The 25,033-nt window shown below is 61.7% G+C and carries 25 protein-coding genes; 11 read left to right on the top strand and 14 right to left on the bottom strand.

Annotation, left to right across the window (positions count from 1 at the left end):
- Positions 1-12 precede the first annotated feature (12 nt).
- The 5 genes from cheB to IB285_RS10945 form a co-directional block, all read right to left on the bottom strand.
- Complete coding sequence (gene cheB, locus IB285_RS10965) at positions 13-1,050, bottom strand: chemotaxis-specific protein-glutamate methyltransferase CheB (RefSeq protein WP_190788216.1); 1,038 nt, start codon at positions 1,048-1,050, stop codon at positions 13-15.
- 98 nt (positions 1,051-1,148) lie between these two features.
- Positions 1,149-1,514 carry a response regulator gene (locus tag IB285_RS10960; protein WP_190788215.1) on the bottom strand — a complete coding sequence of 122 codons (366 nt, stop codon included), beginning with the start codon at positions 1,512-1,514 and terminating at the stop codon, positions 1,149-1,151.
- 54 nt (positions 1,515-1,568) lie between these two features.
- Complete coding sequence (locus IB285_RS10955) at positions 1,569-2,021, bottom strand: chemotaxis protein CheW (protein WP_190788214.1); 453 nt, start codon at positions 2,019-2,021, stop codon at positions 1,569-1,571.
- Positions 2,018-4,450 (bottom strand): chemotaxis protein CheA, encoded by a 2,433-nt coding sequence (locus IB285_RS10950; RefSeq protein ID WP_190788213.1) that lies wholly within the window; start codon positions 4,448-4,450, stop codon positions 2,018-2,020. Before IB285_RS10950 ends, IB285_RS10955 begins: the two co-directional genes overlap by 4 nt.
- A 60-nt stretch (positions 4,451-4,510) precedes the next feature.
- Positions 4,511-5,887, bottom strand: coding sequence for an MATE family efflux transporter (locus IB285_RS10945; RefSeq protein WP_190788212.1), 1,377 nt, complete (start codon positions 5,885-5,887; stop codon positions 4,511-4,513).
- A gap of 111 nt (positions 5,888-5,998) precedes the next feature.
- On the opposite strand from IB285_RS10945, the gene IB285_RS10940 reads away from it, so the two are divergent.
- Genes IB285_RS10940 through IB285_RS10930 form a run of 3 tightly spaced genes read left to right on the top strand, consistent with a single transcriptional unit; the run spans position 5,999 to position 7,548 of the window.
- Positions 5,999-6,763 (top strand): class II aldolase/adducin family protein, encoded by a 765-nt coding sequence (locus IB285_RS10940; RefSeq protein ID WP_190788211.1) that lies wholly within the window; start codon positions 5,999-6,001, stop codon positions 6,761-6,763.
- Positions 6,763-6,978: a hypothetical protein gene (locus tag IB285_RS10935; protein WP_190788210.1), complete on the top strand. Its 216-nt coding sequence runs from the start codon at positions 6,763-6,765 to the stop codon at positions 6,976-6,978. Before IB285_RS10940 ends, IB285_RS10935 begins: the two co-directional genes overlap by 1 nt.
- Positions 6,979-6,987: 9 nt before the next feature.
- Positions 6,988-7,548, top strand: coding sequence for a (2Fe-2S)-binding protein (locus IB285_RS10930; protein ID WP_190788209.1), 561 nt, complete (start codon positions 6,988-6,990; stop codon positions 7,546-7,548).
- 4 nt (positions 7,549-7,552) lie between these two features.
- On the opposite strand, the gene IB285_RS10925 is transcribed toward IB285_RS10930, so the two are convergent.
- A complete protein-coding gene (locus tag IB285_RS10925) occupies positions 7,553-9,694 on the bottom strand; it encodes a TonB-dependent receptor (protein WP_190788208.1) in 2,142 nt (713 codons plus the stop codon).
- A gap of 155 nt (positions 9,695-9,849) precedes the next feature.
- Here IB285_RS10925 and arsC point away from each other — a divergent pair, with 155 nt between their 5' ends.
- Positions 9,850-10,194, top strand: coding sequence for an arsenate reductase (glutaredoxin) (arsC, locus tag IB285_RS10920; protein WP_190788207.1), 345 nt, complete (start codon positions 9,850-9,852; stop codon positions 10,192-10,194).
- On the opposite strand, the gene IB285_RS10915 is transcribed toward arsC, so the two are convergent.
- Positions 10,191-11,567, bottom strand: coding sequence for an MFS transporter (locus tag IB285_RS10915; protein ID WP_190788206.1), 1,377 nt, complete (start codon positions 11,565-11,567; stop codon positions 10,191-10,193). The two genes, arsC and IB285_RS10915, sit on opposite strands and share 4 nt — an antisense overlap.
- Positions 11,568-11,678: 111 nt before the next feature.
- On the opposite strand from IB285_RS10915, the gene IB285_RS10910 reads away from it, so the two are divergent.
- A complete protein-coding gene (locus IB285_RS10910) occupies positions 11,679-12,314 on the top strand; it encodes a class I SAM-dependent methyltransferase (protein ID WP_190788205.1) in 636 nt (211 codons plus the stop codon).
- A gap of 6 nt (positions 12,315-12,320) precedes the next feature.
- Here IB285_RS10910 and IB285_RS10905 read toward each other — a convergent pair whose 3' ends face one another.
- Positions 12,321-13,139 carry a hypothetical protein gene (locus IB285_RS10905; RefSeq protein WP_190788204.1) on the bottom strand — a complete coding sequence of 273 codons (819 nt, stop codon included), beginning with the start codon at positions 13,137-13,139 and terminating at the stop codon, positions 12,321-12,323.
- 79 nt (positions 13,140-13,218) lie between these two features.
- On the opposite strand from IB285_RS10905, the gene lipB reads away from it, so the two are divergent.
- Positions 13,219-13,911: a lipoyl(octanoyl) transferase LipB gene (gene lipB / locus IB285_RS10900; protein ID WP_190788203.1), complete on the top strand. Its 693-nt coding sequence runs from the start codon at positions 13,219-13,221 to the stop codon at positions 13,909-13,911.
- Positions 13,908-14,279: a hypothetical protein gene (locus IB285_RS10895; protein ID WP_190788202.1), complete on the top strand. Its 372-nt coding sequence runs from the start codon at positions 13,908-13,910 to the stop codon at positions 14,277-14,279. Before lipB ends, IB285_RS10895 begins: the two co-directional genes overlap by 4 nt.
- 7 nt (positions 14,280-14,286) lie before the next feature.
- Here IB285_RS10895 and IB285_RS10890 read toward each other — a convergent pair whose 3' ends face one another.
- Positions 14,287-15,399, bottom strand: a complete 1,113-nt coding sequence (locus IB285_RS10890; protein ID WP_190788201.1) for an alkene reductase — start codon at positions 15,397-15,399, stop codon at positions 14,287-14,289.
- 66 nt (positions 15,400-15,465) lie between these two features.
- On the opposite strand from IB285_RS10890, the gene IB285_RS10885 reads away from it, so the two are divergent.
- Positions 15,466-16,383: a DMT family transporter gene (locus IB285_RS10885; RefSeq protein WP_190788200.1), complete on the top strand. Its 918-nt coding sequence runs from the start codon at positions 15,466-15,468 to the stop codon at positions 16,381-16,383.
- Here IB285_RS10885 and IB285_RS10880 read toward each other — a convergent pair.
- From IB285_RS10880 to IB285_RS10870, 3 genes are all read right to left on the bottom strand, one after another.
- Entirely contained in the window at positions 16,380-17,705 is a 1,326-nt protein-coding gene (locus IB285_RS10880; protein WP_190788199.1) for a DUF2254 domain-containing protein, read from the bottom strand. The genes IB285_RS10885 and IB285_RS10880 overlap by 4 nt on opposite strands.
- A gap of 41 nt (positions 17,706-17,746) precedes the next feature.
- Entirely contained in the window at positions 17,747-18,775 is a 1,029-nt protein-coding gene (gene nadA, locus IB285_RS10875; RefSeq protein WP_190788198.1) for a quinolinate synthase NadA, read from the bottom strand.
- Between the two features lie 71 nt (positions 18,776-18,846).
- Positions 18,847-19,731 carry an MBL fold metallo-hydrolase gene (locus tag IB285_RS10870; protein WP_190788197.1) on the bottom strand — a complete coding sequence of 295 codons (885 nt, stop codon included), beginning with the start codon at positions 19,729-19,731 and terminating at the stop codon, positions 18,847-18,849.
- A gap of 145 nt (positions 19,732-19,876) precedes the next feature.
- On the opposite strand from IB285_RS10870, the gene glpK reads away from it, so the two are divergent.
- Positions 19,877-21,346 carry a glycerol kinase GlpK gene (gene glpK / locus IB285_RS10865; protein ID WP_190788196.1) on the top strand — a complete coding sequence of 490 codons (1,470 nt, stop codon included), beginning with the start codon at positions 19,877-19,879 and terminating at the stop codon, positions 21,344-21,346.
- Positions 21,347-21,369: 23 nt separating this feature from the next.
- Here the strand turns inward: glpK and IB285_RS10860 are convergent, their stop codons facing one another.
- The gene (locus tag IB285_RS10860; RefSeq protein ID WP_190788195.1) at positions 21,370-21,858 is read right to left on the bottom strand and encodes a DUF1465 family protein; all 489 of its coding nucleotides are present in this window, start codon (positions 21,856-21,858) and stop codon (positions 21,370-21,372) included.
- Between the two features lie 181 nt (positions 21,859-22,039).
- The gene (locus IB285_RS10855) at positions 22,040-22,237 is read right to left on the bottom strand and encodes a YdcH family protein (RefSeq protein ID WP_190788194.1); all 198 of its coding nucleotides are present in this window, start codon (positions 22,235-22,237) and stop codon (positions 22,040-22,042) included.
- A gap of 191 nt (positions 22,238-22,428) precedes the next feature.
- On the opposite strand from IB285_RS10855, the gene IB285_RS10850 reads away from it, so the two are divergent.
- Positions 22,429-22,584 (top strand): YdcH family protein, encoded by a 156-nt coding sequence (locus IB285_RS10850; RefSeq protein WP_190788193.1) that lies wholly within the window; start codon positions 22,429-22,431, stop codon positions 22,582-22,584.
- Between the two features lie 174 nt (positions 22,585-22,758).
- The gene (gene ptsP, locus IB285_RS10845; protein WP_190788192.1) at positions 22,759-25,029 is read left to right on the top strand and encodes a phosphoenolpyruvate--protein phosphotransferase; all 2,271 of its coding nucleotides are present in this window, start codon (positions 22,759-22,761) and stop codon (positions 25,027-25,029) included.
- The last annotated feature ends 4 nt before the right edge of the window (positions 25,030-25,033 follow it).

Raw genomic sequence — 25,033 nt, 5'->3', positions numbered from 1 at the left:
TCCGTGCGCATTCTATTTCGAAGCCGCCGCGAGAGTTTCATCCATGATCGCAGCTGCCAATTCTTCCGGCGGGGCGACCAGACTGGCCAGTCCGTCCTTGGCAACGGCGCCGGGCATGCCCCAGACCGCGCTGGTTTCGGCATTCTGCGCGAAGATGGTCCCGCCATTTCGGGCAAGGGACCTGGCGCCTTGCAGGCCGTCGCGTCCCATGCCGGACAGGATAACGGCCAGCACATGGCCATCATAGGCCGATGATAGGCTGGCGAGCATCGGATCGACAGACGGCATACAGCCGCTGGGTGCCGGTTCGCTAGACACCTTGCAGATGAACCGATCGCCAACGCGCCGTACGGCGAGATGGCCGTGACCCGCTGCTACGGTGACCTCACCCGCTCGAATTTCAACACCGTCCTCGGCTATGACTGTCCGGCGCGCGCTGGTCGTTTCGATCTGCCGTGCGAACACCGGAATGAAGGATTGCGGCAAATGCTGTGTCACAAGGATCGGCAGATCGAGGTTCGGCTGTAGATTGCGCAGCAGGATGTTCAGCGCGTGAATGCCGCCGGTCGATGCGCCGATTGCGATCACTTTGGGCCACTTGTGCGCCCGCCGAATGCGCTCGCCGACCGAACCCGTTTCTGCGCGTTCGGTCGCTGTCTCGTCTTCCGGAGAAGCCGGACCAAGCGCGCGGATTTTCCCGAGCAGCTGACTGCGATAGTCTTCGTTAAACCCGCCGGGGCGCGGTTTTAGCATTGTGTCGGCTGCACCCATGGAGAGTGCGGTCACCGTATGCTCCGCGCCGTCCTCGGTGAGGGAAGAAACCACGAGGACCTGCGCGTTCTCGGCAGTCTTCAAGATCGATGGCAGAGCCTCGAGCCCGCCCATGCCCGGCATTTCCAGGTCGAGCAGGATCACGTCGACGTCCACAGTCTTGAGCTGGGCGATGGCGCGTTCGGCGCTGCTGGCGGTGGCGACAACTGTCATGCCGCCATCGCTTTCGACCATGCGTTTGAAGATCGTGCGGACTGTCAGCGAGTCGTCGACGATCATGACCCGCGCAGTGCAAGCATCGCGGTGGCCGAAGGCCGATACGTCAGATGCGCGAGCGGCGCTTGCCAATATACCTTTGGGAGGAGGGGATGCCGCGTTCACGCGAATCCGACCAACTGCAGTTTTATCTGCAGCGTTTCGTGATCGAACGGCTTCATGACATATTCGTCCGCGCCCGCCTGAATGGCCTCGCGAATATGCGCGACGTCGTTCTCGGTCGTGCAGAACACCACTTTGGGCTTGTCGCCGCCGGGTCGCTGACGCAGCTGCGTGATGAACTCGATCCCGGTCATGACCGGCATGTTCCAGTCGAGCAGGACGACGTCAGGCATGTTCGTTTCACACGCGTCGAGCCCGGTCTGGCCGTTTTCGGCCTCGTCGACAGCAAAGCCCAGGGTTTCGAGGATATGTCTCGAAACCTTGCGGATGACCCGCGAATCATCGACGATAAGACACGTCTTCATGAACAACCCCTATTGTTATCGCTCGAGCGGTACGGGAAAGCGGTAACTATTGGATTAAGCTGCGGCATGAAGACCTGCCTGATTGTCGCCAGGTCCGGCGATCAAGGCGGGAAAGTTGATCAGCAGTGCGGGACCTGCCGCGGTCTCGATCATGCCCTTTGCGACCCGTGACCATTCCGGACCGAAACCCCCGCTTACCTGCCCCGGTTCGCTGGTCGTCGTCGTGATGTCCTCGATCGCATCGATCAAAAGAGCGTAGAAGTGTCCGTCGATCGCCACGACCGCCGCACGGTCATCTGTTTCCCAATCTCCCTCAGCAAAACCGAGTGCGAGCCTGCAGTCGATCACCGTTAGCGCCTGGCTGCGCATGGCCGTGATCCCGGCGATGAAATCGGGCGTTTGCGGAACCGGGGTGATGGTGGAAAGCTCGATGACCGACTTCACATCATGCGCGGGAAGGGCGCAGCGGCGGCCCGCGATCTGTGTCATGACCATAAGATCGTTCATTGCGTCGCTCCTCGGGCTGGTCGTGCATCGCCGAGCGCGCGGACCAAGGCTTCGCGGTCGTAGCGATATATGCTGTCATCGCCAGCGCCGGCATCGAGTTCGGAGCGCAGCCGGATGACAGGTCCATCTTCCCCGGCGGGAACAGTGTCATTGTCTTCTGCAAAAACGATACGGACAGCGCCTTCGCCGATGTTCTGATCGTCACTGCCATCCGCGATTTCGTATCCGGCCGACACTACGAGCGGGGCGAGGATTGTTCGCGACCATTCATCATCCGGAATGTGGCAGAGCGGCTTTGCCAGCATTTCCGGCGGTTCGCCGTGGCGCGTGAACAATTCGTGGCCATCGAGAAGCGAGACCGTCGCTCCATTGATGAGTGTCACAGCCTCGATCAGCGGATCGTCGCGCTCAGGTTTAAGCTTGCCCGACAGTTCAACCGCATCGTCGATATCGCGAACCGCGTGAAGCAGCTCGCACTCGCCATCGCTCAGGCGCAGGAGACGGACCTTTTCCGCAGGCACCTGTCCTTCGGGAAGGCCGACGACCGGCAATATCGCGCCGTCGATGACCGCGCGAGGCTTCGTGCCGGTGAGGTCGAGCGCGGAGGCCGGTGCGGTTTCGATACGCTTGACCAGTTCGAGCCGGATCGCGCACCGCCGATTGTCGAAATCGGTGAAGAGCATGGCGCGGCTGACGGTATTTTTGGCAGTCTCGACAATGTCGTCGCCAATCTCGCGCACCCGTGTACGGGCATCTGACACGAGGCCATACCGGCTCGCGATATTCGTCACATCGAGAAGCAGGATCGGCTCGCCATTGTCCAGCAGAGAGGAGCCAGCGTAGATTTCGCTCCTCATGACCGCAGGGGCGAGGGGTTTGACCACAAGATCTCCGTGAGAGTGGATCCGCTCGACAGCCAATGCGAAAAGGTCGCCGCTTGCGAGGCGAAGCATGACCATCGTGTGATCGCCCTCGCCGATATCGCCCTGATCCAGCGCGAGGACCTCGGACAGCATCAGGCACGGCACCCGGTCTCCCCGGAACGTGACGAGCGCCGTCTCGCCGACACGGGTGAAATCGAGCGCCTTGGCCGAGGAATGGATGATCTCTTCGATATAGCTTTGAGGAATGGCGAAACGCTGATCGCCAACCTCGACCGTGAGGCCCGCAATGATGCTGAGCGTGAGCGGGATCTGGAGCGTGAAGAGCGTACCGATACCCGGCTGGCTCGATACCTTGATGCTTCCGCCGACCTTTTCGAGATTGTCGCGCACGACATCCAGCCCCACGCCCCGACCGGAGACATTGCTTACCGTGTCCGCTGTCGAGAAGCCCGGTTCGAAGATCAGCTGGAGGATTTTCTCGCGGCTCATCTCGGCGCGCTGGCTGGCGGTGATGAGGCCGGTTTCGACAGCTTTGTCGGCGATCCGTTTTTCATCGAGGCCGCGTCCGTCATCGCTCACCACGATTGAGATCGTGTTGCCCGATTGGCGCGCCGCGATCGAAAGCAGACCGATTTCCCGTTTGCCGTCTTTCAGCCGTGCGGAGGGCGTCTCGATCCCGTGGTCGATTGCGTTGCGAATAATGTGGGTGAGCGGGTCGCGCACCATTTCGACCATTTCGCGGTCGAGCTCGACATCGCCGCCTTCGAGATCGACCATCACCTGCTTGCCAAGCTCCGCAGAAAGGTCTCGCACCAGGCGAGGAAGGGCGGAAAACAGCGTCTCGATCCGCTGCATCCGCATGCGGGTGATGGCATCGCGGACATCGGAGAGGATGGTGGTAAGCCGCTCGAATGGTCCGTCGATGGTTGGCTGATTGCCCGCCTGGCGTAGCCGGTGGCCGAGGTCGTTGCGGGCAAGCACCATGTCGGAAACGCCGCTCATCACCCGGTCGAGCAGGTCCACAGGCAGCCGGATACTGCGCTGCACAGATGGGTTCGGATCGACCCGTTTCGGTGCATCGCCCTCACTCGCCGCGGCATCGGTGCTGACCAATCCCGACGCTGCACCGTGACCGGAAGTGCCATCTGGTTCGTCGAAAGCCAGATCGCTCGCGTCCTGATCGTTGCCGAGTGCGGCGATCAGGGTGTCATCGCCGCCTTCGGGAAATTCCTCGCCCGCCTCGATAGCATCGACCATGGCCGAAATGCGGTCGACGATGGCGAGCACTGCTGTGACGAGAGCGGCATCGGGCTTTCGCCGCCCGGCCCGGCAATCGGCGAGGGCGTCTTCGGCGGCATGGCTCAATCCGGCGAGCCGCGGAAAGTCGAAAAAGCCGCAATTGCCTTTTACGGTGTGGACGAAGCGGAAGATCGTATCGAGACGCGCGCTGTCCGCCGGGTCTGCTTCCCAAGCGACGATTTCGCCTTCGCTGGCTTCCAGCATTTCTCGTGTTTCGGCGACGAAATCCGCCAGCAGGTCGTCCATTGCCCAAGCGTTCCTGTTGCTAATCAGGCACCGCTATGCCGGAGGATGGTTAACGAAGGGCTACTGCTCCCGCCGCGCCGCGCGCACTTTCAAGACGTAATACATGAGGCCCGCTCCGCTGATCGCTCCGAAGACGTTGGCGGCAAGTTCGGCGGTGTAGATCGCCTCGCTGCCCCAATCGCCTTGCAGCAGAACCGCGACCGGCAGCATGATCAGGAACACGCGGGCAACCGATTGCAGCAGCGCATATTTTGCCTGGTCGATGGCGTTGAGGATGCCGTTGGCCACGATCAGCAGGCCGAACCCGGCATATCCCCACGCGGCAATCTCCAGATAGAGCGCGAATTCTTGGATCACCGCGTCGTCTTCGGTGAAGAGCTGCGCGAACCATTCGCCCGCGGCGAACAGGACCACCGCTGTCGAAAGTCCCCAAGCCACGCAGAAAGCGGCAGCGTAAAGCGCCGCCTGCCTGGCGCGGTCATATTCGCGCGCGCCCCAGTTCTGCCCGACGATCGATCCGATCGCGCCCGACAGCGCCAACAGAGGCACCGTCGCGAAACTCTGAAGCCGGCCCGCCGCGCCGAAGCCTGCGACCGCATCCTGCCCCGCGCTCGCGATAAGCGCGGTCAGGATCGAAAGGCCTATCGGGTTGATGGCGTTGGAAAAGGCGGCGGGCCCGGCAACCTTGACGATGGCCTTGGCCGGATCGACGAGGCTGCACTCTCTCAAGAGCGAAAAATCGAGTGGCAATTCCGCCCGCGTCATCAGGTACACCGCCATCGCCGCACCGAATGCCCAACCGATAATGGTCGCATAGGCTGCGCCCACGATGCCGAAGCCGCCGAATCCCGCGACCCCGGTGATCAGCAACGGATCGAGGATCCAGTTGGCGGCGGCATAGGTCAGCGACACATAGCTCGTCTTGCGGGCCTCCCCTTGTCCGCGCAGCACACCGTTGAAGCCCATGATCGCGAGGATCAGCGGAAAACCGAGTGCAAAGGGCTGCATATAGGTGCGGATCAGCGGCAGGAGGTTTTCCGGCGCATTCATCAGCGTGAACAGCGGATCGAGGAGCAGAAACAGCGCAAGGCCCATCACGAGCCCGCAGCCGACAGCAAACACCACGCCGAAATTCGCGCGCCGAGCGGCTTTTTCGTCGTCCCCTTCGCCAAGCGCGCGCGAGACGACCGAGTTGATGCCGACCATCACGCCGACGCCGAGCGAGGTTAGCGCGACCGATATCGGAAAAATGAACGAGATCGCGGCCAACGCATCGCTGCCGAGTTGCCCGATGAAATAGGCATCGACGAGGCCGATCGACATGATTGCCGCCACGCCGATAATGGCTGGCAGGGTTTGGCCGACGAGATGTCCGGGAATGCCGCCCCGCACCAATTTGGCCGATGAATTCTCAGGTGCGGTCGCCGCTTCGGTCATCGTCTGCTCGCCTAGCCGCAGGGCAGGCTAGGCGTAAAGCGAATCCTTGTGCGCCGCCCCCTCGCCGTGCGATAACGGCGCAAACGCGAATTGAGGAAAGGACGCCGGATCATGGCAACGCAGCTCAAACCAAACATCGAATGCAGCAAGGAAGAATGGCAGGCGCGGCTCGATCTCGCAGCGTGCTACCGGATATTCGACCACCTCGGCTGGTCGGAATCGATCTACAATCACATTTCACTGAAAGTGCCGGGGGAGAAAGACACCTTCCTCATCAATCCGTTCGGGCTGCTCTATGACGAGGTGACCGCATCGAACCTCGTGAAGATCGATGTCGAGGGCAACAATGTCGGCGGTTCGCCCTACATGGTGAACAAGGCGGGTTTCACCCAGCATGCCTATTTTCACAAGCATCTGGGCGAACGCGCCAATGCGATCTGCCACGTTCACACGACCGCGACCATGGCGGTGTGCAGCCACAAGGACGGCCTCGTCCCGACCAATTTCTATGCCTGCAACTTTCAGGACCAGATCGGCTACCACGATTTCGAAGGGGTGACGGTGCGCGCGGAAGAGGGTGAGCGGCTGGTCGAAAACCTCGGCGATCACTCGATTTTGATGCTCCGCAATCACGGCCCGGTCGTGATGGACAAGGGTATCCAGGGCATGTTCGTGAAGATGTGGGCGCTCCAGCGGGCGTGCGAAATCCAGGTCGCAACGCTCAGCCAGGGCGAGGCCAACGTCGTCCCGCAGGAGGTCGTCGATGTTCACCAGCGCGATCTTTCGGTGATGCAACAGCAAGGCGGTGCCGGTGTGTTCGATTTCGAAGCGTGGAAGCGGCGCGTCGACAAGATCGACGACAGCTGGCGTAAGTAATGCGCCCCACCAAGACCTGCGGCAAATGCCAGGGCAGGATGCAGCAAGGCCATTTGATCGATGAAGGCTATGGTGCTGTTCACGTTGCAAAATGGCAGCCCGGTGAGCCGCGCAAAGCGTGGTGGGGATCGATCAAGGTCGACAAGAAAGCAGTCCGCGAAGTTGAGACACATCGCTGCGATCGCTGCGGCCTGCTTGAATTTTACGCTCCGTAAGGCTGGCCCATGCCGCGCATGACAGTGAACGATCGTCCGGTCGAATTCGACCTCGATCCCGAAATGCCGCTGCTCTACGCGCTGCGTGAAGCTGCCAATCTGACTGGCACCAAGAGCTGCGGCGGCGGCGACTGCGTGGGTGCATGCATGGTGCTCGTCGATGGCACGGCGCTGCGATCCTGCCGTATCACCATTGCCGAGGCTGAAGGACGCTTCATCACCACTATCGAAGGCCTGTCGCGAGATCGCTCCCACCCGGTCCAGCAGGCGATGGTGGCGGAGCAGGCGATCCAATGCGGCTATTGCACGCCGGGCATCGTGATCGCGGCAGCCGCTCTGCTCGATCGCAATTCTGCGCCGAGCAAGGCCGAGATCGAAGCGGCGATCACGAATATGTGCCGGTGCGGTGTCTATCCCCGGCTAGTCGAGGCGATCCAGCGGGCCGGGCGCGTAATGCGCCGCGGCGAAAGCATCAGCGCCGCCCCCGCACCGGGTATCAGCGCCGCCGATGCCGCGGCCAGCGTCCCTGCGCTCAGAGCGTCGCCCTCCGATCCGGACGGCGGCTCCTGAACTTTTAGAACCGGCCTGTCACCGTAAAGCGTGCGTTGAGCGGTGCGCCGACGGTGATGTTGTCGGCAATGTGTGCGTTGGGGAAGTAATCCTCGTCGAACAGGTTTTCGATGTTCACCTGCAGGCGCACCCGGTCGGACACGTCGTAATACGCTGCCGCGTCGAAGCGGATGTAATCGGGGAGGGTCACAGTGTTCGCATTGTCCGCGAAGCTCTCATCCTGGAAAGTGAAGCCGCCGCCTAGACCGAACCGGTCGGTCACCTGATACGTGCTCCACAGGCTGAGCATGTGTTCGGGCAGTTCGCGCACCCGGTTTCCTTCGACGCCGAAAGCATCGACCTGGTTGCCGTCGAGGTAGCTGTACCCTGCGGTGAAGAACCAGCGATCGGTGATGTTGCCCTGCAGCTGCAGTTCGACGCCTTCGATTTCGCTGTCTATGATATCGAGCGTGCCCGGATCATCGTCTGCCACCTGCGGCGAGCTTTGTTCGATGCGGAAGATCGCGGCGGTGAAACTCAGCGCGTCGAGAATATCCCATTTCAGCCCGAGCTCGAGGTTTTCGAACGTATCGGGATCGAGCGCGTCGTCCGGCGGATTGATGTCGGCGAACTGCTCGCCCGATCGCGGCAGGAAGCTTTCCGAATAGCTGCCGTAGATCGAGATGTTCTCTTGCGGTTTGAGGATGACGCCGACACGCGGCGAAATTTCCTCATCGACCCGCGTCGCGATGTCGCGTACGCCGGTGTCGATGAACGTCTCGATATTGTCGACCGTGATGTCGAAGCTGTCGAAGCGCGCGCCGAGTACCACGTTGAGCCAGTCGGTCAGTTCGATCTCGTCCTGGATGTAGAGCGAGAACACGGTCACATCGGCTTCGGTGTCGTCGTTCAGCTGCGAGAACGTGTTGACCGTGGTTTCGCCGGATGAATTGACGCCGACACCGCCGCGGATCGCCAGCGGGCGGACAGGAGTGAAAAACTCGACGTCATCCTGCGTCTGGTCGAAGAAGGAATTGAAGCGGTCGTTGTTGTTGACCGTGTCGATGAACTCACCGCCGAACAGGATCGTGTGCCCGATGCTGCCGGTTTCGAATTCGCCGATCAGGTTTGCCGTCAGGATCAGGTTTTCGCGCTGGGTGGTGTCGATATAGCCATCGAGCGCGACTTCGTTTGCGGTCTCATCGAAACCGACCGGGAACAGGTTGGAATAGACCTTGTCGTAATCACCGTAGGATGCGGTGAAATTCCCTTTGAAGCTTTCGGAAAAGGCGTGCTGGATCGTGCCGCGGAAGACATGGGCTTCGAGAGTGGTGAAATTGTCGATCGGATCGCCGAAAGTGATGCGGTCGAATTGCTCAGCCGGCAGGCCCGCTTCGGTCGCGGGAATACCGCGATCGATGAAGCGTTCGTGGTCGATAAACTCGTATGACAGGTCGATGATTGTTGCCGGGCCCAGCTCGGCACGGAAGGTCGGGTTGATCCCGATCCGCTCTCCATCGAAGAAATCGCGTTGATTGTTGAGGTCTTCGTAGGCTGCGTTGATGCGCAGCGCGGTGCTCTCGCTGGTGGCAAAGTTGACGTCGATCTGGCCGGTGAAGGCACCGAAGGTGTCGACCGAGCCGAGATAGCCGACAAATTGCTGGCCGATTGCGCCCTTCTTGGTCACGCGGTTCAGCACGCCGCCGGTTCCGCCGCGACCGAACAGCAGCGCGTTCGGACCGCGCAGGATCTCAACCTGTTCTAGGTTGTAGAGGCTGCGGTAATACTGCACGTCATCGCGCACGCCGTCGACGAAGAAATCGGCGGTCGAACGCACTCCGCGAAATACGACTGCGTCGCGGTGGCCTTCGCCTTGCGAATTGGTGACGCCGGGCGTGTAAAGGACGATATCGGCGATACTGTCGAAGCCCTGCTGAATGATCTGTTCCTGCGTGACGATCGAAACCGATTGCGGGACATCGATAACCGGTGTCGGGGTCTTCACCGAATTGAGCTGATCGCTGTAGAGAACATCGCCGCGCACTTCGATTTCGCGGTCGCCGTAATCGACCGAGTCCGCAGCGCTGTCTGTAGTTTCTGCAGCTGCCGGGAATGCAAAAGTGGCGCAGCCAAGCAGGAGCGCCGCGCGCGAGAGGCGATGAATCATTTGGGTAATTTCCTTCCGTCCGTTGAAAGGCTGCTATTGCAACTTACTCGCAACTGCAAGCTGTAATTGAGAAAAGATCGCAAAAGGTCTTTGATGTGGCAAACAAGTCGCGCCCGGGTTAGCGCGTTGAATCGAAACGGTTAGGAGATCAGGGCATGAAAGCGACCATCTGGCACAATCCGAAATGCGGGACGTCGCGCAAGACGCTCGCGATTCTTGAGGACACGGACGGCGTGGATTTGACGGTCGTCGAATACCTCAAGAACCCGCCTACGCGAGACAAGCTTAAACAGCTTTACAAGGATGCAGGGATCACCCCTGCGCAAGGCCTGCGGCTGCGCGGAACCGATGCCGAGGAGCGCGGCCTGCCCGATGCGGATGCCGACACCGTGCTCGATGCGATGGTGGCCGATCCGATACTCATCAACCGCCCGCTGGTCGAAACCGAAAAGGGCGTGGCGATCTGCCGTCCGCAGGATGAGGTGCATAAGCTGCTTTAGGCGCTCTCGCGGGTCAGCTTGCTGTCGAGCTGGAGCGTCCGAGCGCCGACCAGTGCCACGATCAGGCATAGCGCGATGATGAGCCCGAAGCCGAGCCAGTCGCTGACATTGTAAAGCCACACGCCGAGCGCGGGCGCATAGATGAAGCTCGCTCCGGCAACCGACGCGACGATGCCCGAGGCTTGTCCCTGCTCAGCGCGCGATACCGCCAGCGATGTCCCTGCCGTCGTGCCGGGCCGGAACAATCCGAACCCAAGCGAGGCGATGGCGTAACCCAGCGCGATCATGTGCAGATCGCCCGCCGCGCCAAGCAAGGCGACCCCCGCCGCCGCGACGAGGATACCGGACAAAGTGGCCGCTCGCGGGCCCAGGTCGAAACGCGGGATCAGCCCCCACTGCGCCAGCAATGTCGCGATGGCTCCGCTCATCAGCACGATACCGACCGGGCCTGCGCCCTCCGCCGGGCTATCGCGCAGGCCAAGGCGGTCGAGGACGAGGAAGCCCGATATGCCCAGCACCATCGCCTGCGCATGACCCCCGATCAGCCCGGAGATGACCCAGGGGCGCAATCGAGGCTCGAACCACCGCAGGCGCTTGACCGGCGCGTCCGGTAACGCCGCGGGCCCGCTTTCCTGATCGTCGTCGTCATCGTGATCGTAATGCTCATGCGGCGCGCCTCCCGAGCCATTGGCATAGGGTGCATCATACGCGCGGCCTCGCGCGGGGAATTGCGGCTCATCATTGGGCAGGCGCAGGCGCAGCAGGATCAGCGCGGCGAGGCCGAGCACTGCGAAGCAGATGAAGGGCCCTGTCAGGCCGAGGCCAAGGAAAGGCAGCACCATCAGCGGCGCAAGCGCGGGGCCGATCACCGTGCCGAGGCCAAAGCTCGATGCAATCAGCGAAAGCGCCTGCGTCCGCTCGGCGCGCGGAGTTCGCGCGGCAACGTAGGCCTGAACGGCGGGAGGGGCCGCGCTGCCGAACCCGCCATAAAGGCTGCGCGCGGCCGCGAACGCGATCAGTGCCCAGAACGCGGTGATCCAGCCCGACAGACCGGCCCACAGTACAAGGCCGCACAGCGCCATCGACACGATAAAGCCAGTAAGACCCAGCGCCATCATCGCCTTGCGCCCGCGCCGGTCGGACCTGTCGGCCCAGATCGGGGCGCACACGACCCACAGCAACGCCGACCAGCTATAGGCTAAGCTGATCCAGACATCGTCCACGTCGAGCGCGGTGCCGATCGACGGCATGACCGATTGCATCGCCGTATTGCCCGCCGCCGTGACCAGCATGACCGTGAAGAGCAGCGCCATGCGCCCGCGCGACACGGGCCGGGGTGCGGTTACGCTCGGAAGAGGTTCGACGTCGGCCATCAGGCGGATTGGCTAAGCCAGCGGCTGGGGACTTGCAAACGGATATGCAGTCTGCGAACCGAAGGCTCTGTTTTCAATCGATGATCCGGCAGGGCCGGGCGGCAGAGGAATATGACCGGCAACAACGTAGCACTCGGAAAACGCGGCGGTTTTCGCGCAAGATGGCGCGATTATGCGGCGCAGTGCTCCGTCTTCTTTCGCGGATTTTTGGAGCACCCGCGGATGGTCGGATCGATCATTCCATCCTCCCGCTTCACCGTTCGGCAAATGCTCGCGCCGGTCGATTGGGGAAAATGCGAGGTCTTCGTCGAATATGGTCCCGGAATCGGCACTTTCTGCCGTCCCGTGCTCGATAAATTGCGCGGCGACGGCGCGCTTGTGGTGATCGATACCAACCCGATCTACATCGACTACCTCAATCGCTCGATCCGCGACAAACGGTTCCACGCTGTCTTGGGATCAGCGGAAAATGTCGAGCAGATCCTGCGCGATCTCGGTCTGGGTCAGGCCGATTACGTCCTCTCCGGCTTGCCCTTTTCGACGCTTCCCGCAGGCGTCGCCTCGGCCATCGCAAAGGCGACGCATGATGTGCTGAAGCCCGGCGGCGGCTTTCTCGCCTACCAGTTTACCTCTGCAGTGAGGGACGAATCCGCACCCTATTTCGAACGGATCGACGCGGGCTTCGAATGGCTCAACATCCTGCCCTGCAAATTGTACTGGGCATGGAAAGCGCCTGAGCGCGGCTGACTGAACTCATTCAAAGGTAGACGTCAGCTCCGCCTCGCTCGGTCCGGCGAGCTGCCCGTGCATGGCGACCGCAAGTCCGGATACGATCATGCCGATGCCCATGCCCAGCAACCCGTTGGTGAGCCCGAGGATCAGCATGGCAACCACGCTGTCGCCAGCGAGCGCTGCGATCAGGCCAAAGATCGAAGTGAGAAGCAGCGCGACCACCATATATGCTGCGAACAAGACGCCCCAAAACAGCATGATCGACCACTTTTTCGGGCCCGTCAGGCGGAAGCTGCGCGAAACCGCCTTGATAGGATTGAGCGTCCCTTCCAGCACGAGGACGGGCAGGCTCATCGACATTCTTGCAAGCAGGAAGACGACAAACGCGAGAACCACGATGGCCGCGATGAAGGCCAGGGACGCGAGCCCCGAGAGGCTGACAATAATGCCGACCGGCACCGAAATCACGATTGCGCTCAAAACATACGCAAGGATGAAGATAACGAGCACACCGAAAGTGCTCGGCACGACTTTCAAGCCTGCCTTCAGTGCGTCGCCGACGGTCGGCCGCGCATTGCCCATCAGAGCAACCATCGCGCCGTAACCTGCAAACTGGAATATCATCGCGACGATCCCCACTCCAAGGAGCGGTCCAAGCTTGTCCTGAAGCTGCGCTGCAAGAACCTCGGGATCGGCGGCGGGGTCCATGACCGCCTGCAAATCGGGGATGAGCAGGTAAGCAGCGAGCGTCGGCAGCAACAGGAAGATGCCTGCGATCACCACCAGAAACTGGAAATTGTCGCGCACCAGCTCCATCGCGCGCGACCATATCTTGTTCATATCAAAATTCATCGATCCCCCGCGCGCATCTCGCGTCTTGTCCCTTGATCTGAACACTCAATGCCCCCACCAACAAGGGATGGCAAGCATCGCTCATCAGCAGGATGGTTTTGGTCCCATGGAATGGCGGCGCGAGAGCGCTCAAATCCCTTATCGTGCCGCGCTCGATGAGATGGAGGCGCGCAATGCGGCTGTTTCCGCAGGCGATGCCGCTGAGCTGATCTGGCTGCTTGAACATCTGCCGGTCTACACCGCCGGCACCAGCGCCGATCCCAGCGAGCTTGTCGATCCGCGCTTCGAAGTTGTCGAAGCCGGGCGCGGCGGGCGCTACACCTATCACGGTCCGGGGCAGCGGGTCGGCTATCTCGTGCTCGACCTAAACAAGCGCGGCAAGGATGTGCGCTGCTTCGTCCATGCGATCGAGGGGTGGGTAATCGACACGCTCGGCGATTTCGGGATCGACAGCTGGCGAGCGGAAGGGCGCGTCGGCATCTGGACGCAGGATATCGACGGGCGCGAGGCCAAGGTCGGCGCAATCGGCGTTCGTGTCCGCCGCTGGGTGACGATGCATGGATTTTCCGTCAATCTCGACCCGGACCTGTCGCATTTTGGAGGGATTGTGCCGTGCGGTATCGAAGAGTTTGGCGTGACCAGCATGGCGAGGCTCGGGAAACAGATCTCGCCTCAGGAATGGGACGAGGCCTTGATCGCCCGTTCACAGAGCTTTCTTGACGCGCTCGACAAATCTGCGCGAAAGGCGCGGGCGACATGATGAAGCGATCGATCACTGCCTGTGCGGCTTTCGCACTGCTAGCCGCCTGTGGGAGCGATGATCCCTCCGGCGAAGACACCGCGGCAAATGAGGGCGGCGAGGTGACCGGCAATGTACTGGGCGGTTCGATCAGCGACGACATGCTGCCTCTCGATCAGCTGACATCGCAGTCCCCGCCGATCGAACCCGTGGATGAGGCAGCCACATCAACGACGACTTCGGACGATGGCGATGACGACGGGGAGGCTGAGAGCGAAAGAACGCAGGCGGCTGACGCTGCGAGCAATGGCGAAGGAGGCTCCCTGCCTGTCGCTCCGCCCCAGCCTGCACCACCGGCGCCGCCAGCGGTGCAGGAAGAGGGTGAATAGGGTCTGATCAGGCTGCGTTCGCGGCCTTCTCTTGCTCCATAGTCGGATAATCGATGTAGCCCTGCGGGATCGGGAAGTACCAGCTTTTCGGCACGTCCTTGTTCGGATTGAACGGCGCTCCGGCAGCGATCCGCTTTTCAAGATCTGGGTTGGAGATATACGGCCGGCCAAAGGTCACTGCCTCGCAGCGTCCGCTCGATACATCGTCGGCGGCTTCCTGCGCGGAATAGTCGGAATTCAGGATCAGCGGCCCGGTGTAATTCGCCCGGATGACGGGATCCTGCTTCGGAACATCGGTGCTGCCGAAAGTCCCATCGGGCCCCGGCTGGCGCAATTCGACGAATGCCAGGCCGAGCTCTTCGCAAACCTTGGCAGCGGCACCGAAAGTCGCGGCGGGGTTGCTGTCGTCGGTTCCTTGCGAGTCGCCATTGGGCGAAAGCCGGATACCGACGCGGTCCGCGCCCCACACTTCGATAAGAACTTCCAGCACTTCGCGCATAAGCCGCGTGCGGTTTTCAGGCGATCCGCCATATTCGTCGGTGCGCAAATTGGTCTTGTCGCGCAGGAACTGGTCGATCAGGTAGCCATTCGCACCGTGCAGTTGGACGCCGTCGAAACCGGCCTTCTTCGCGTTCTCCGCCGCGCGGCGATAATCGGCGATCGTCGGGTCGATATCTTCCTTCGTCATGGCCCGCGCCTCGGCGTAGGGCTGCTTGCCCTCGGGCGTGTGCGCTTCACCGGGCGCAGTCGTTGCGCTGGCAGAAAAGGGCGGGTTGCCATCGAGGAAAACCGGATGGACGATCCTCCCCATGTGCCAGAGCTGCATGACGATAAGGCCGCCTTCGTCATGAACGGCCTTGGTAATCGGCTTCCACGCTTCGGTCTGCTCATCGCTCCAGATACCGGGTGCCGAAGGCCAGCCCAGACCTTCGCGGCTGATCCCCGTAGCCTCGGTCAGGATCATCCCGGCACCGGCGCGCTGGCGGTAATAGGTCGCCATCATCTCGTTGGGCACGAACATCGGATCGGCAGCGCGCCCGCGAGTGAGCGGGGCCATGAAAATGCGGTTCTTCGCCTGTAGGGCACCCATGGTGAGCGGCTGGAACAGAACGTCGTGCATAGCGGTGTATCCTCCTGCTGTATTGCTTGGCTATTCACTTGGAGACGAGCGCGCTAGGGCGCAACCATGGAAAAAGAGGGGATCCGCGAAGCAAAACTTTATGATGCGCGCGCAGCCTTGCTGCTCGCCGCACTGCTCGCTGGTAACATCGCACTGGCGCTGGGGCCGTGGCTGGTGCGGCTGGCCGATACCGGTCCCGTCTCCGCCGCTTTCTGGCGCGTCTTCCTCGCTCTGCCGTTCCTTATCGTATTCGCGAAGATGGCGTCGCAGCCGCTGTTGGGAATGCCGCGCAAGACGCTGATCCTGGTCGCGGTCGGATCGACGGCCTTTGCGCTGGACCTTGCCAGCTGGCATGTCGGCATCGGGCTGACCCGGCTGGGCAATGCGACCTTGTTCGGCAATGCGGGGTCGATCATCCTGATGTTCTGGGGCTTTGTTGCCGCCCGGATGCTGCCGCGAGGCAGCGAATGGCTCGCTATCGTTTTTGCGCTGGGCGGGGCGGGCATCCTGCTCGGGCGAAGTCTCGAAATCTCCGCCGAAACGTTCATCGGAGACCTGTTCTGCCTGACGGCGGGCGTGCTCTACGCGGTCTATCTCGTCACCTTGCAAGGGGAGCGCGCGCGCTTCGGATCATGGAGCCTTCTCGTGTGGGTCAGCATTTTCGCCTGCCCGGTGCTGCTTATGCTCGCTATCGCGCTCGGAGAGCCGGTGTGGCCGAAGGACTGGACGCCGATCCTCGTGCTGTTCATTACCAGTCAGCTAATCGGACAGGGTCTGCTGGTCTTTTCACTCGGCCATTTCCCGCCGTTGGTGATTGGCTTGGCGCTGTTGACCCAGCCTGCAATTGCCGCGGTGATCGGGTTTAGCGTTTTCGGTGAAGTGCTTACCCCGCTCGATATCGCAGGGATGATGCTGCTCGGCTGCGCGTTGGTGGTGGCGCGCGCAAGTCAGGCGAAACCATCTGCCGATACCCGCGAACCCTAGCGAACTTGTGAGAAACGCTCTTTGAACGCCTGGTGCTTTTCGCGGACGCGTTCGAGATCAGGTCCCGCTAGCTCGGTTTCGGCCTGTTCGATTAGCAAACGCGCCTCTTCGCGCAGAAGCCCCCGGCGTCCGTCATGGGGGATCGGCAGAGCGGCGTCGGCGAGCACATCCAGCATCACCAGACAGGCATTGGAACTCGCGGCGACAGCGCTACGGATTGAGCCGAAACCGCGCCCGACATAATGATCGAAGCTGTCGGCGAGCGGGATGACGGGGCAATCCTCCGCATCCTCTCCGCACACGTCCTTGCGCAGATCGCGCCGCCCGATGTCGGAAACTGCCGCGCCAAGCCAATGCAGCGCCGTGATCGCCGTAAAAGGATCGTTGATGCCAGGGGAAAGCGCGCGCAGGCCGATCTCGACCAGCTCATCGATAAGGAACTGCGGATCCTGTTCCGGCGTTCGCACCGGGCCGAGGGTAATATCCTCGCGAACGCGCTCTTCGATCTCCTCGGGATCGGCGCCTTTCACGTCCATCAACGGTAGGCCCCGGTGGACGAAGTCTCCCGTGCGCACCCGCAGCGAGAACACGCAATCGCTTTCGCGAGCCTTCTTTTCCAGATCTTCAAAATCGATCAGCTGCACATATCCGGTCGCCCATGCCGTCACCGTCTCGCCGCCTTCGCCCTCGCGGGCATCTGCAAAGGAATCCTCAACCGGGTAGGTTTCGCGGATCGTATCAAGCAGGCGGCGCCCGATCGCTTCCAAGACCTTGTTGATGCGGATGGAGGAAGGGACGTGGTTGAGGAAGAACACCAGTACCGCGACGCATGCCGCCATGAGAATATAGGCGACGAGCAGCGACAATTGCGGCGCGAAACCGGGCAGCATGTCCGCGCCCGCCTGACCGGCAGAGGCAGGCGATTCTCCCTCGGCGCGAACTGCGCGCAGTACGATCAGCGTGTAAACGAAGGTGCCGATAAAGGTCGCCAGGCTGACTTGATTGCCCTTGTCCTCGAGGAAGTTGGTAAGCAGCCGCGGGCCGTAATTGCCGCTGGCGTAGGTCACCGCGACGAGCGTGATCGAAAACACGGTGGAGGCGACCCCAATCATTGCGCCGGCCATGACTGTGAGAATGTCCGAAGCCCCGCTCGGGCGAACCGGGACGAGCCAATCGGTGTCGTTCAAAAATTCGGAGAAACCATACCGGTCGAGATAGACCATTGCGAAAGCGAGCAAAGTTGCAAGAATCGCAAAGAGGGCCGGATAGAACCAGTAATTGGCGTTAAGGCGCGCCCAGAAAAAGCGAATTTCAGCGGTCATGCGCGGTTAAACGCATGAGACGCCGAAATGGCCCACGCTGATCAGTCCCCGCTGGGCACTTCGTCTTCGGGAATATCCTCGATCTCGACTGCGCCGATATCGCCTTTGCCGACGCTGCTGCTCGCCATCTCAAGCATGCGGTCGAGGCTTTCCTTAGCCTTCAAACGGAGATTTTCCTCGATCTCGATCCGCGGTTCCAGATCGCGCAGCGCGACGTAGAGCTTCTCCATCGTGTTGAGCGCCATGTACGGACAGATGTTGCACGAACAATTGCCGTCCGCCCCGGGTGCGCCGATAAAGTTCTTCTCCGGCAGCGCCTTTTCCATCTGGTGGATGATGTGCGGCTCGGTCGCGACGATCAGCGTGTCGCCTTCGAATTCCTGCGCGAACTTCAGGATTCCGCTGGTCGAGCCGACAAAATCGGCGTGATCGACGATGGTTGGCGGGCATTCCGGGTGCGCAGCGATGGGCGCGTCGGGGTGCTCCTCTTTGAGCTTCAGAAGCTCGGTTTCGCTAAAAGCTTCGTGGACGATGCACACGCCCGGCCACAGCAGCATTTCGCGATTGAATTTGCGCGAGAGGTATCCGCCAAGGTGACGGTCCGGGCCGAAGATGATCTTCTGATCTTCAGGGATCTGCTGAAGGATTGTTTCCGCGCTCGAACTGGTGACGATGATGTCCGACAGCGCTTTCACTTCGGTCGAGCAATTGATGTAGGTGAGCGCGATGTGATCGGGGTGGGCTTCGCGGAAAGCCTTGAACTTTTCCGGCGGGCAGCTGTCTTCTAGGCTGCACCCTGCATCCATGTCTGGCAGCACCACGATCTTTTCGGGCGACAGGATCTTGGCCGTATCGGCCATGAATTTCACACCGCAAAAGGCGATGACATCGGCATCGGTCTCCGCCGCCATCTGCGAAAGCTGGAGCGAGTCCCCGACATAGTCGGCGATATCCTGAATATCGGGGGTCTGGTAATAATGCGCGAGGATCACGGCATTGCGCTCTTTGCGCAGACGGTCGATTTCGGCGAGCAGGTCTTCACCGGCAGGAACTTTGGTCTCGATGCTCATGGTCAGCCCTCAGTAACAATATTTCGCTTCATCTAGGGAGGCCCGCGCGCAATTTCGAGCGAATTCGGCAATCAGCGCGTACGCCAGATTTCGACGCCAGCCTCGTGCGAGCGGCCTGCAAGGCCGCGCTTTTCCAGGTCGATGAGATGTGCGGTCACGCTCATTTCTGCGGCAGGGATAAGCCGCTCATCCAGCCCCTTATACATCTGCGGAATAAAGGCGGAGACGGGCCGGGCCTGTTCGCCCATAAGCCGCAAGATCTGGTTCTCGCGCTGGCGCCGGTGGCCGATCATGCCGCGCACCAATTGTTTGGGCTTGGTAATCGCAGCGCCGTGCGCCGAGTGATAGACCGTGTCCTCGCGCGCCTGCAGCTTTTCGAGGCTCGCCATGTAATCGCCCATGTCGCCGTCGGGCGGAATTACCACGCTCGTCGACCAGCCCATCACGTGATCGCCGGTGAACAGAGCGCCGCTCTCTTCGAGCGCGAAGCAGAGGTGGTTGGACGTGTGGCCGGGCGTCGCGACAGCGGTCAGCGTCCAGCCGGTCCCGCGCATCTGCTCGCCATCTTCGAGCACGCGGTCAGGTTCATAAGTGGTGTCGAACGCCTCATCGGCGCGCGGCAGATCGGTCTTGAGCACCAGCGGCGCGCAGCCGACAATCGGTGCCTGCGTGAGTTTCGCCAAGGGCGCAGCAGCGGGTGAGTGGTCACGGTGTGTGTGGGTACACATGATTGCGATGACCTTCGCATCGCCAACCGCTGCCATAATCGCTTCGATATGTGCAGGGTCATTGGGGCCCGGATCGATTACCGCCACATCCGCGCCCGCTCCGACCACATAGGTCTGCGTGCCGGTGTAGGTGTAGGGGGAGGGGTTTGGAGCAAGCACGCGCTGCACCAGCGGTTCGAGCTGTTCGGCCTCGCCCGTAGGCCATGGTTTGGGAGGGATGCCTGCCATACCTTTCCATATGGAGCCCGGCAGGGGGTCTGTCGAGGTCATCCACTTGCGGTGACCGCGCGAGCGATTTAGCTCTGCATGCCAAGAGAGGGGCGTTGCCGAGAATTCCGCTACGCTCAAGCAGCGAAACGGTGGCGCAGAAAACATGTCCGACTACATCCTTGTCCTCGACGAAGGCACGACTTCCACCCGGGCGATGCTGTTTGCGAGCGACGGAGTTTTCGTCGCGTCGGCGCAGCGCGAGCTGACTCAGCACTATCCGCAAAGCGGATGGGTGGAGCATGACGCGGCGGAGATCTGGGACAAGACGCTTGAATGCGCGCTCGACGTCATCCCCAAGGCTGGCGGCGCGGCCGCGATTGCGGCGATCGGCATCACCAACCAGCGCGAAACCGTGGTCGCGTGGGACAAATCCACCGGCGAGCCTTTGACGCGCGCGATCGTGTGGCAGGACCGGCGGACCGAGCCGTTCTGCGCGGAATTGCGCAAGGCCGGGCATGAAGAGACCGTGCAACAGCGCACGGGCCTACTGCTCGATCCCTATTTTTCGGGCACGAAAATGCGCTGGATCCTCGACAATGTGGCGGAGGTCCGGGCCGCGGCGGACAAGGGCACGCTGGCATTCGGCACCGTCGAAAGCTGGCTGACCTTCAAGCTGACCGGCGGCATGCACGTCACCGATGCCAGTAATGCGAGCCGCACTTTGTTGCTCGAGCTGGCAGGCGCGCAATTCGATGAAGGGCTGTGCGACCTTTTCGGCGTGCCGCGCGCCGCACTGCCCGAAGTTATCGATATGTCGGGCGCGCTCGCCGAAACCGACCGTTCGCTGTTCGGGCGCTCGATCCCGATCGCGGGCATGGCGGGTGATCAGCAATCTGCCACCATCGGGCAGGCCTGTCTCTCACCTGGCGAGACCAAGGCGACCTATGGCACCGGCGCTTTCGTGCTGACCAACCAGGGTTCAGCGATCCCGCATTCCGACAATCGCCTGCTCGGCACAGTGCTGTCGCAGATTGGCGGGACGCGGACCTATGCCATCGAAGGCTCCGTATTCGTCGCGGGAAGCCTGGTCCAATGGCTGCGCGACTCGCTCGGCATTGTCGAAGTGGCGAGCCAGACCGAGGAACTGGCGCGTTCAATTCCCGATTCAGGCGGAGTCACGATTGTACCCGCGCTGGCAGGGCTCGGCGCCCCGCATTGGCGAGCGGAAGCGCGCGGCGTGATCTCCGGTTTGAGCTTTGCCAGCGGAAAGCCGCAATTGGCGCGCGCCGCGCTGGAGGCGATGGCGCATCAGACGCACGATCTCGCGAAAGCATTCTCTGCAGATGGTACCGCTTGGGAAACGCTCAGGATCGACGGTGGTATGGCGGCCAACACCTGGATGGCGCAGGACCTAGCCAATGTGCTGAACCTTCCGGTTGAACGACCGGATTTCGTCGAGACGACCGCTCTCGGTGCGGCGATGCTGGCGGCGGCCGGGGCGGGGCTTTACCCGGATTTGCAGAAAGCGGCCGATGCCATGCGCGGCAAGCTTACGCGGTTCGAGCCCGACATGAGCGAGGATATCCGGTCGGCGCGGCTGGAAAGTTGGGCGAAAGCGCTCGCCGCGGCCTAATTCAGCGCTGCGCGGGGCCTGATTTAGCGCTGCGCGGGGCCGGGCTGGCGCAATTCCATGCGCGAGAATTCCTGACCGATCCGGTGCTGGAAGACGCGGACCGGCGATCCCATGTCGAAACCTTGCCTCCACGCGCGGTCCAGCCGCGCGATGCGCCGGTGCAGTGCTTCGGTCTCGGCGATCAGCGCGCATGTTTCAGGTTCGAGCAGGTCGAGCTGTTTCTGATCGGCCGGGCTATCGGGCGGAAGCGCGCCGTGATTGCGCACCTGGTTGTCACTCAATTCGCCCGAGAAGAACGCCCGCTGGTTCAGCAGCCATGCGAGCAAGTGCATCATCCGTGTGGTGGTCTTCAGACCCTCTGTGGACAGAGCGAGCCTTGTGCTCGGATCTTCGCCAGTGGCTGGCTCCCGCGTACCGAGCGCGAAAACCGCGCGCACTTCGTCGGCTAGGACGAGCGCTTCGCTGTAGAGTGCCTCGATTATCGGGCGAGAAAGATTGCTTGTGCGGGCCATGTCTGCATGGCTCGCTACGCCGCGATTGCACGCAGGGCCATACGGGTATGGTTACTATCCGCGCAAAATTTCACTTCGTCTCTCGGCGGGACAGAAATGCGCGGGCGTTCATGAGACGAGGTGCCCGCTGCGTGCGGCAATCTCGCCGAAGTCCATCAAATGACGCCGGAAATTTGGGCGATCACGCGATGATGTCGGGCAGCAGCGTATCCTCGATGATCGAAATCTGATCCTTCAGACGGAGCTTTCTTTTTTTCAGCCGGGCGATCTGAAGCTGGTCGGAAGACCCTGCTTCAGTGAGCGCCCCGATCGCTGCATCGAGATCGCGGTGCTCCGATTTGAGCAGCTCCAGCGTCTTGACCAGCTCTTGCTCATTCATTCGACCAGTTTCCCTATTCTCGCGCTGCCTGCGCCAACCATTTGCCGCGCAATTACGCGCACACACCGTTTCACCCAAATGAAGTGCTTTGCAAGTTAACCCAACTGTGGTTTCATCGAAATTAGCGGCCCGGCCGCCTTGTGCCGAGTCGTTCCCCCGGGGGCATTCCCCCGATCTAAAGGAGAACCTGTATGGCATCGTCCCACGTCAACGCACTCCAATCCAAACATGCCGGCCTCGAAGCCAAGCTTCGCGAAGAAATGGCCCGGCCCGTGCCTGATACTGCGACGATCCAACAGCTCAAAAAGCACAAGCTGCGATTGAAGGAAGAAATCCGTCGATGTTGACGGGCGCACGCTCGCTTACTTCCTGACCGACGGCAAATTCCGGAGCGATTGCGAGCTTTCGTGCACGCCGCGCTTTCGGAATGCGCGGGCAGTCCGGTCGCAATGCGCGAGGCAGCGCGGGCCGCACCGCTTGGCTTTGCTTTTGCGCGCCGGACTGCCTAAGCCGAAACTACAATGACCGCCGCCGCTTCAGCACGCCAGATTCTCACGAGCCTTCACGAGGTTATGGCCTCGCGCCTGCACGCGCAGGCTAAGCTTGATCGCGTGGTGGAGATCGTCGGCGAGAGCCTGACGAGCGAGGTGTGCTCGATCTATCTCTTGCGCGAAGGGAGCCTCGAATTGTTCGCGACGCGCGGTCTGAACAAGAGCGCGGTCCACGTCACCCGCATGGCCATCGGGGAAGGTCTGACCGGCGTGATCGCGGACAATGTCGAGACGCTCAACCTCGCTGAGGCGAAAGCACATCCCGATTTCCAGTACAGGCCCGAAACCGGCGAAGAGAAATTCCACTCCTTCGCAGGCGTACCGATCGTCTACCGCGAACGCGCGGTCGGCGTGCTGTGTGTCCAGCATGTCGAGCCGCGCCGTTACGAAGAGGTCGAGATCGAGGCGCTGCAGACCACCGCCATGGTCCTGTCCGAGCTCATAGCCAACGCCGAGCTGGTCGATGAAGAGGAAGCACGCGGCCTGATCGAGGGCAAGACGGGCCAGCAGACGGTTTCCGGCCTTACCCTGGTGACCGGCCTTGCCGTGGGTCATGCCGTGTATCACCAGCCGCGTGTGCAAATCACTCAGGTTGTGGCCGACGATATCGAAGCCGAACGTCAGCGCGTTTACCGCGCGTTCGACAAGATGCGTGAGCAGATCGACAATCTCACCGGCCAGGCCGAATTCGGCATAGGCGGCGAGCACGAGGAGGTCCTCGAGACTTACAAGATGTTCGCCTATGACGAAGGGTGGTCGAGGCGGATCAACGAAGCGATCGACAGCGGCCTTACCGCCGAAGCTGCGATCGAGCGGGTTCAGCAGCACACGCGCATGCGGATGCGCGAGATCGATGATCCGCTGCTGGCGGACCGCATGCACGATCTGGAGGATCTGGCGAACCGCCTTGTGCGTATCGTGTCCGGTCAGCTGGGCACGGCGGCGTCGCAGGGTCTTCGCCGCGATACGATCCTGATCGCTCGCAATCTGGGTCCGGCGGAATTGCTCGAATACGATCGGCGGCGGCTGAAGGGCGTCATCCTCGAAGAAGGCTCGCTCACCGCGCATGTCGTAATCGTGGCGCGGGCCATGGGCGTGCCGGTCCTCGGTCGGGCGAATGGCATTCGCGGCATCATCCGGGACGGCGATGAAGTCCTGCTCGATGCAAGCGCGGCAACTGCCACCATTCGCCCTACCGCGTCGGTCGCCGAGGCGTTCGAGGCACGCTTTGCGAAATCACGCGAGAAGCAGGCAGCCTATGCCGAGCTGCGCGATGTGGAACCCTTCACCCGCTGCGGCACGCGCATTCAGGTGATGATGAATGCAGGCCTGCGCGACGATATCAGTTCGCTCGCCATGACCGGCGCGGACGGGGTGGGGCTCTTTCGGACCGAATTCCAGTTCCTGGTTTCAGCGACCTTGCCGCAGCGCGAGCGGCAGACCCGGCTCTACCGTGACGTCCTCGATGCGGCTGGCGAAAAACCGGTGATCTTCCGCACGGTCGATATCGGCGGTGACAAGTCCGTGCCTTACCTCGCCTCCGACATCGCTGATAATGACGAGAACCCGGCGATGGGATGGCGCGCATTGCGACTTGCTCTGACACGAGAGGGTCTGATGAAGGCGCAGGCGCGTGCGCTGCTGGAGGCGAGCGGCGGGCGCTCGCTCTACGTCATGTTCCCGATGGTTTCCGAGCCGTGGGAATTCGACGCTGCCAAAAAGGTTTTCGACGAGCAGTTGGCGTTTCTGAGGTCGAAGAAAAAGCTGCTACCCGAAGCGATCCATTACGGCGCCATGCTGGAAGTCCCGGCGCTCGCCGAAGTGCTCGATCTGCTGCTGCCCAAGCTCAGCTTTTTGTCCGTTGGGACCAATGATCTCACCCAGTTCCTGTTTGCTGCAGATCGCGCCAACCCGAAGCTGGCAGAGCGCTACGATTGGCTCAGCGTCCCGATCCTGCGTTTCCTCCGGCGGGTGATGCAATCCTCGATCGGCAGCGGTGTCGATATGGCGGTATGCGGTGAGATGGGCGGAAGGCGGCTGGAGGCTCTCGCGCTGCTGGGGATCGGTTTTCGCCGCCTGTCGATTACACCGGCCGCGGTCGGCCCGATCAAGGAACTGGTGCGAAAGGTCGATCTCGCCGAGCTCGGCGATGCGATGTCGGGCTGGCTGATGGACCCGTCGGTCAATTTGCGCGAAGAGCTTTCCGCGTGGGCTGCCGCAAGAGATATCGATACTGATTGATCGG

Source organism: Erythrobacter rubeus (genome assembly GCF_014705715.1).
Taxonomy (GTDB): domain Bacteria; phylum Pseudomonadota; class Alphaproteobacteria; order Sphingomonadales; family Sphingomonadaceae; genus Erythrobacter; species Erythrobacter rubeus.
This window is presented reverse-complemented; position numbering and strand designations above follow the sequence as displayed.

Bases quoted from the DNA above. Each gene is read 5' to 3' on its own strand.
- IB285_RS10905 (WP_190788204.1), bottom strand. From the start codon at position 13,139: ATGAACAAGATATGGTCGCGCGCGATGGAGCTGGTGCGCGACAATTTC.
- IB285_RS10940 (WP_190788211.1), top strand. From the start codon at position 5,999: ATGGCAACGCAGCTCAAACCAAACATCGAATGCAGCAAGGAAGAATGG.
- IB285_RS10870 (WP_190788197.1), bottom strand. From the start codon at position 19,731: ATGGCAGGCATCCCTCCCAAACCATGGCCTACGGGCGAGGCCGAACAG.
- IB285_RS10880 (WP_190788199.1), bottom strand. From the start codon at position 17,705: ATGACCGCTGAAATTCGCTTTTTCTGGGCGCGCCTTAACGCCAATTAC.
- nadA (WP_190788198.1), bottom strand. From the start codon at position 18,775: ATGAGCATCGAGACCAAAGTTCCTGCCGGTGAAGACCTGCTCGCCGAA.
- cheB (WP_190788216.1), bottom strand. From the start codon at position 1,050: ATGATCGTCGACGACTCGCTGACAGTCCGCACGATCTTCAAACGCATG.
- glpK (WP_190788196.1), top strand. From the start codon at position 19,877: ATGTCCGACTACATCCTTGTCCTCGACGAAGGCACGACTTCCACCCGG.
- IB285_RS10925 (WP_190788208.1), bottom strand. From the start codon at position 9,694: ATGATTCATCGCCTCTCGCGCGCGGCGCTCCTGCTTGGCTGCGCCACT.
- IB285_RS10945 (WP_190788212.1), bottom strand. From the start codon at position 5,887: ATGACCGAAGCGGCGACCGCACCTGAGAATTCATCGGCCAAATTGGTG.
- IB285_RS10855 (WP_190788194.1), bottom strand. From the start codon at position 22,237: ATGAATGAGCAAGAGCTGGTCAAGACGCTGGAGCTGCTCAAATCGGAG.
- IB285_RS10955 (WP_190788214.1), bottom strand. From the start codon at position 2,021: ATGAACGATCTTATGGTCATGACACAGATCGCGGGCCGCCGCTGCGCC.
- IB285_RS10960 (WP_190788215.1), bottom strand. From the start codon at position 1,514: ATGAAGACGTGTCTTATCGTCGATGATTCGCGGGTCATCCGCAAGGTT.
- IB285_RS10895 (WP_190788202.1), top strand. From the start codon at position 13,908: ATGATGAAGCGATCGATCACTGCCTGTGCGGCTTTCGCACTGCTAGCC.
- IB285_RS10935 (WP_190788210.1), top strand. From the start codon at position 6,763: ATGCGCCCCACCAAGACCTGCGGCAAATGCCAGGGCAGGATGCAGCAA.
- IB285_RS10850 (WP_190788193.1), top strand. From the start codon at position 22,429: ATGGCATCGTCCCACGTCAACGCACTCCAATCCAAACATGCCGGCCTC.
- IB285_RS10950 (WP_190788213.1), bottom strand. From the start codon at position 4,450: ATGGACGACCTGCTGGCGGATTTCGTCGCCGAAACACGAGAAATGCTG.
- IB285_RS10890 (WP_190788201.1), bottom strand. From the start codon at position 15,399: ATGCACGACGTTCTGTTCCAGCCGCTCACCATGGGTGCCCTACAGGCG.
- IB285_RS10885 (WP_190788200.1), top strand. From the start codon at position 15,466: ATGGAAAAAGAGGGGATCCGCGAAGCAAAACTTTATGATGCGCGCGCA.
- IB285_RS10915 (WP_190788206.1), bottom strand. From the start codon at position 11,567: ATGGCCGACGTCGAACCTCTTCCGAGCGTAACCGCACCCCGGCCCGTG.
- IB285_RS10930 (WP_190788209.1), top strand. From the start codon at position 6,988: ATGCCGCGCATGACAGTGAACGATCGTCCGGTCGAATTCGACCTCGAT.
- arsC (WP_190788207.1), top strand. From the start codon at position 9,850: ATGAAAGCGACCATCTGGCACAATCCGAAATGCGGGACGTCGCGCAAG.
- IB285_RS10910 (WP_190788205.1), top strand. From the start codon at position 11,679: ATGACCGGCAACAACGTAGCACTCGGAAAACGCGGCGGTTTTCGCGCA.
- lipB (WP_190788203.1), top strand. From the start codon at position 13,219: ATGGCAAGCATCGCTCATCAGCAGGATGGTTTTGGTCCCATGGAATGG.
- IB285_RS10860 (WP_190788195.1), bottom strand. From the start codon at position 21,858: ATGGCCCGCACAAGCAATCTTTCTCGCCCGATAATCGAGGCACTCTAC.
- ptsP (WP_190788192.1), top strand. From the start codon at position 22,759: ATGACCGCCGCCGCTTCAGCACGCCAGATTCTCACGAGCCTTCACGAG.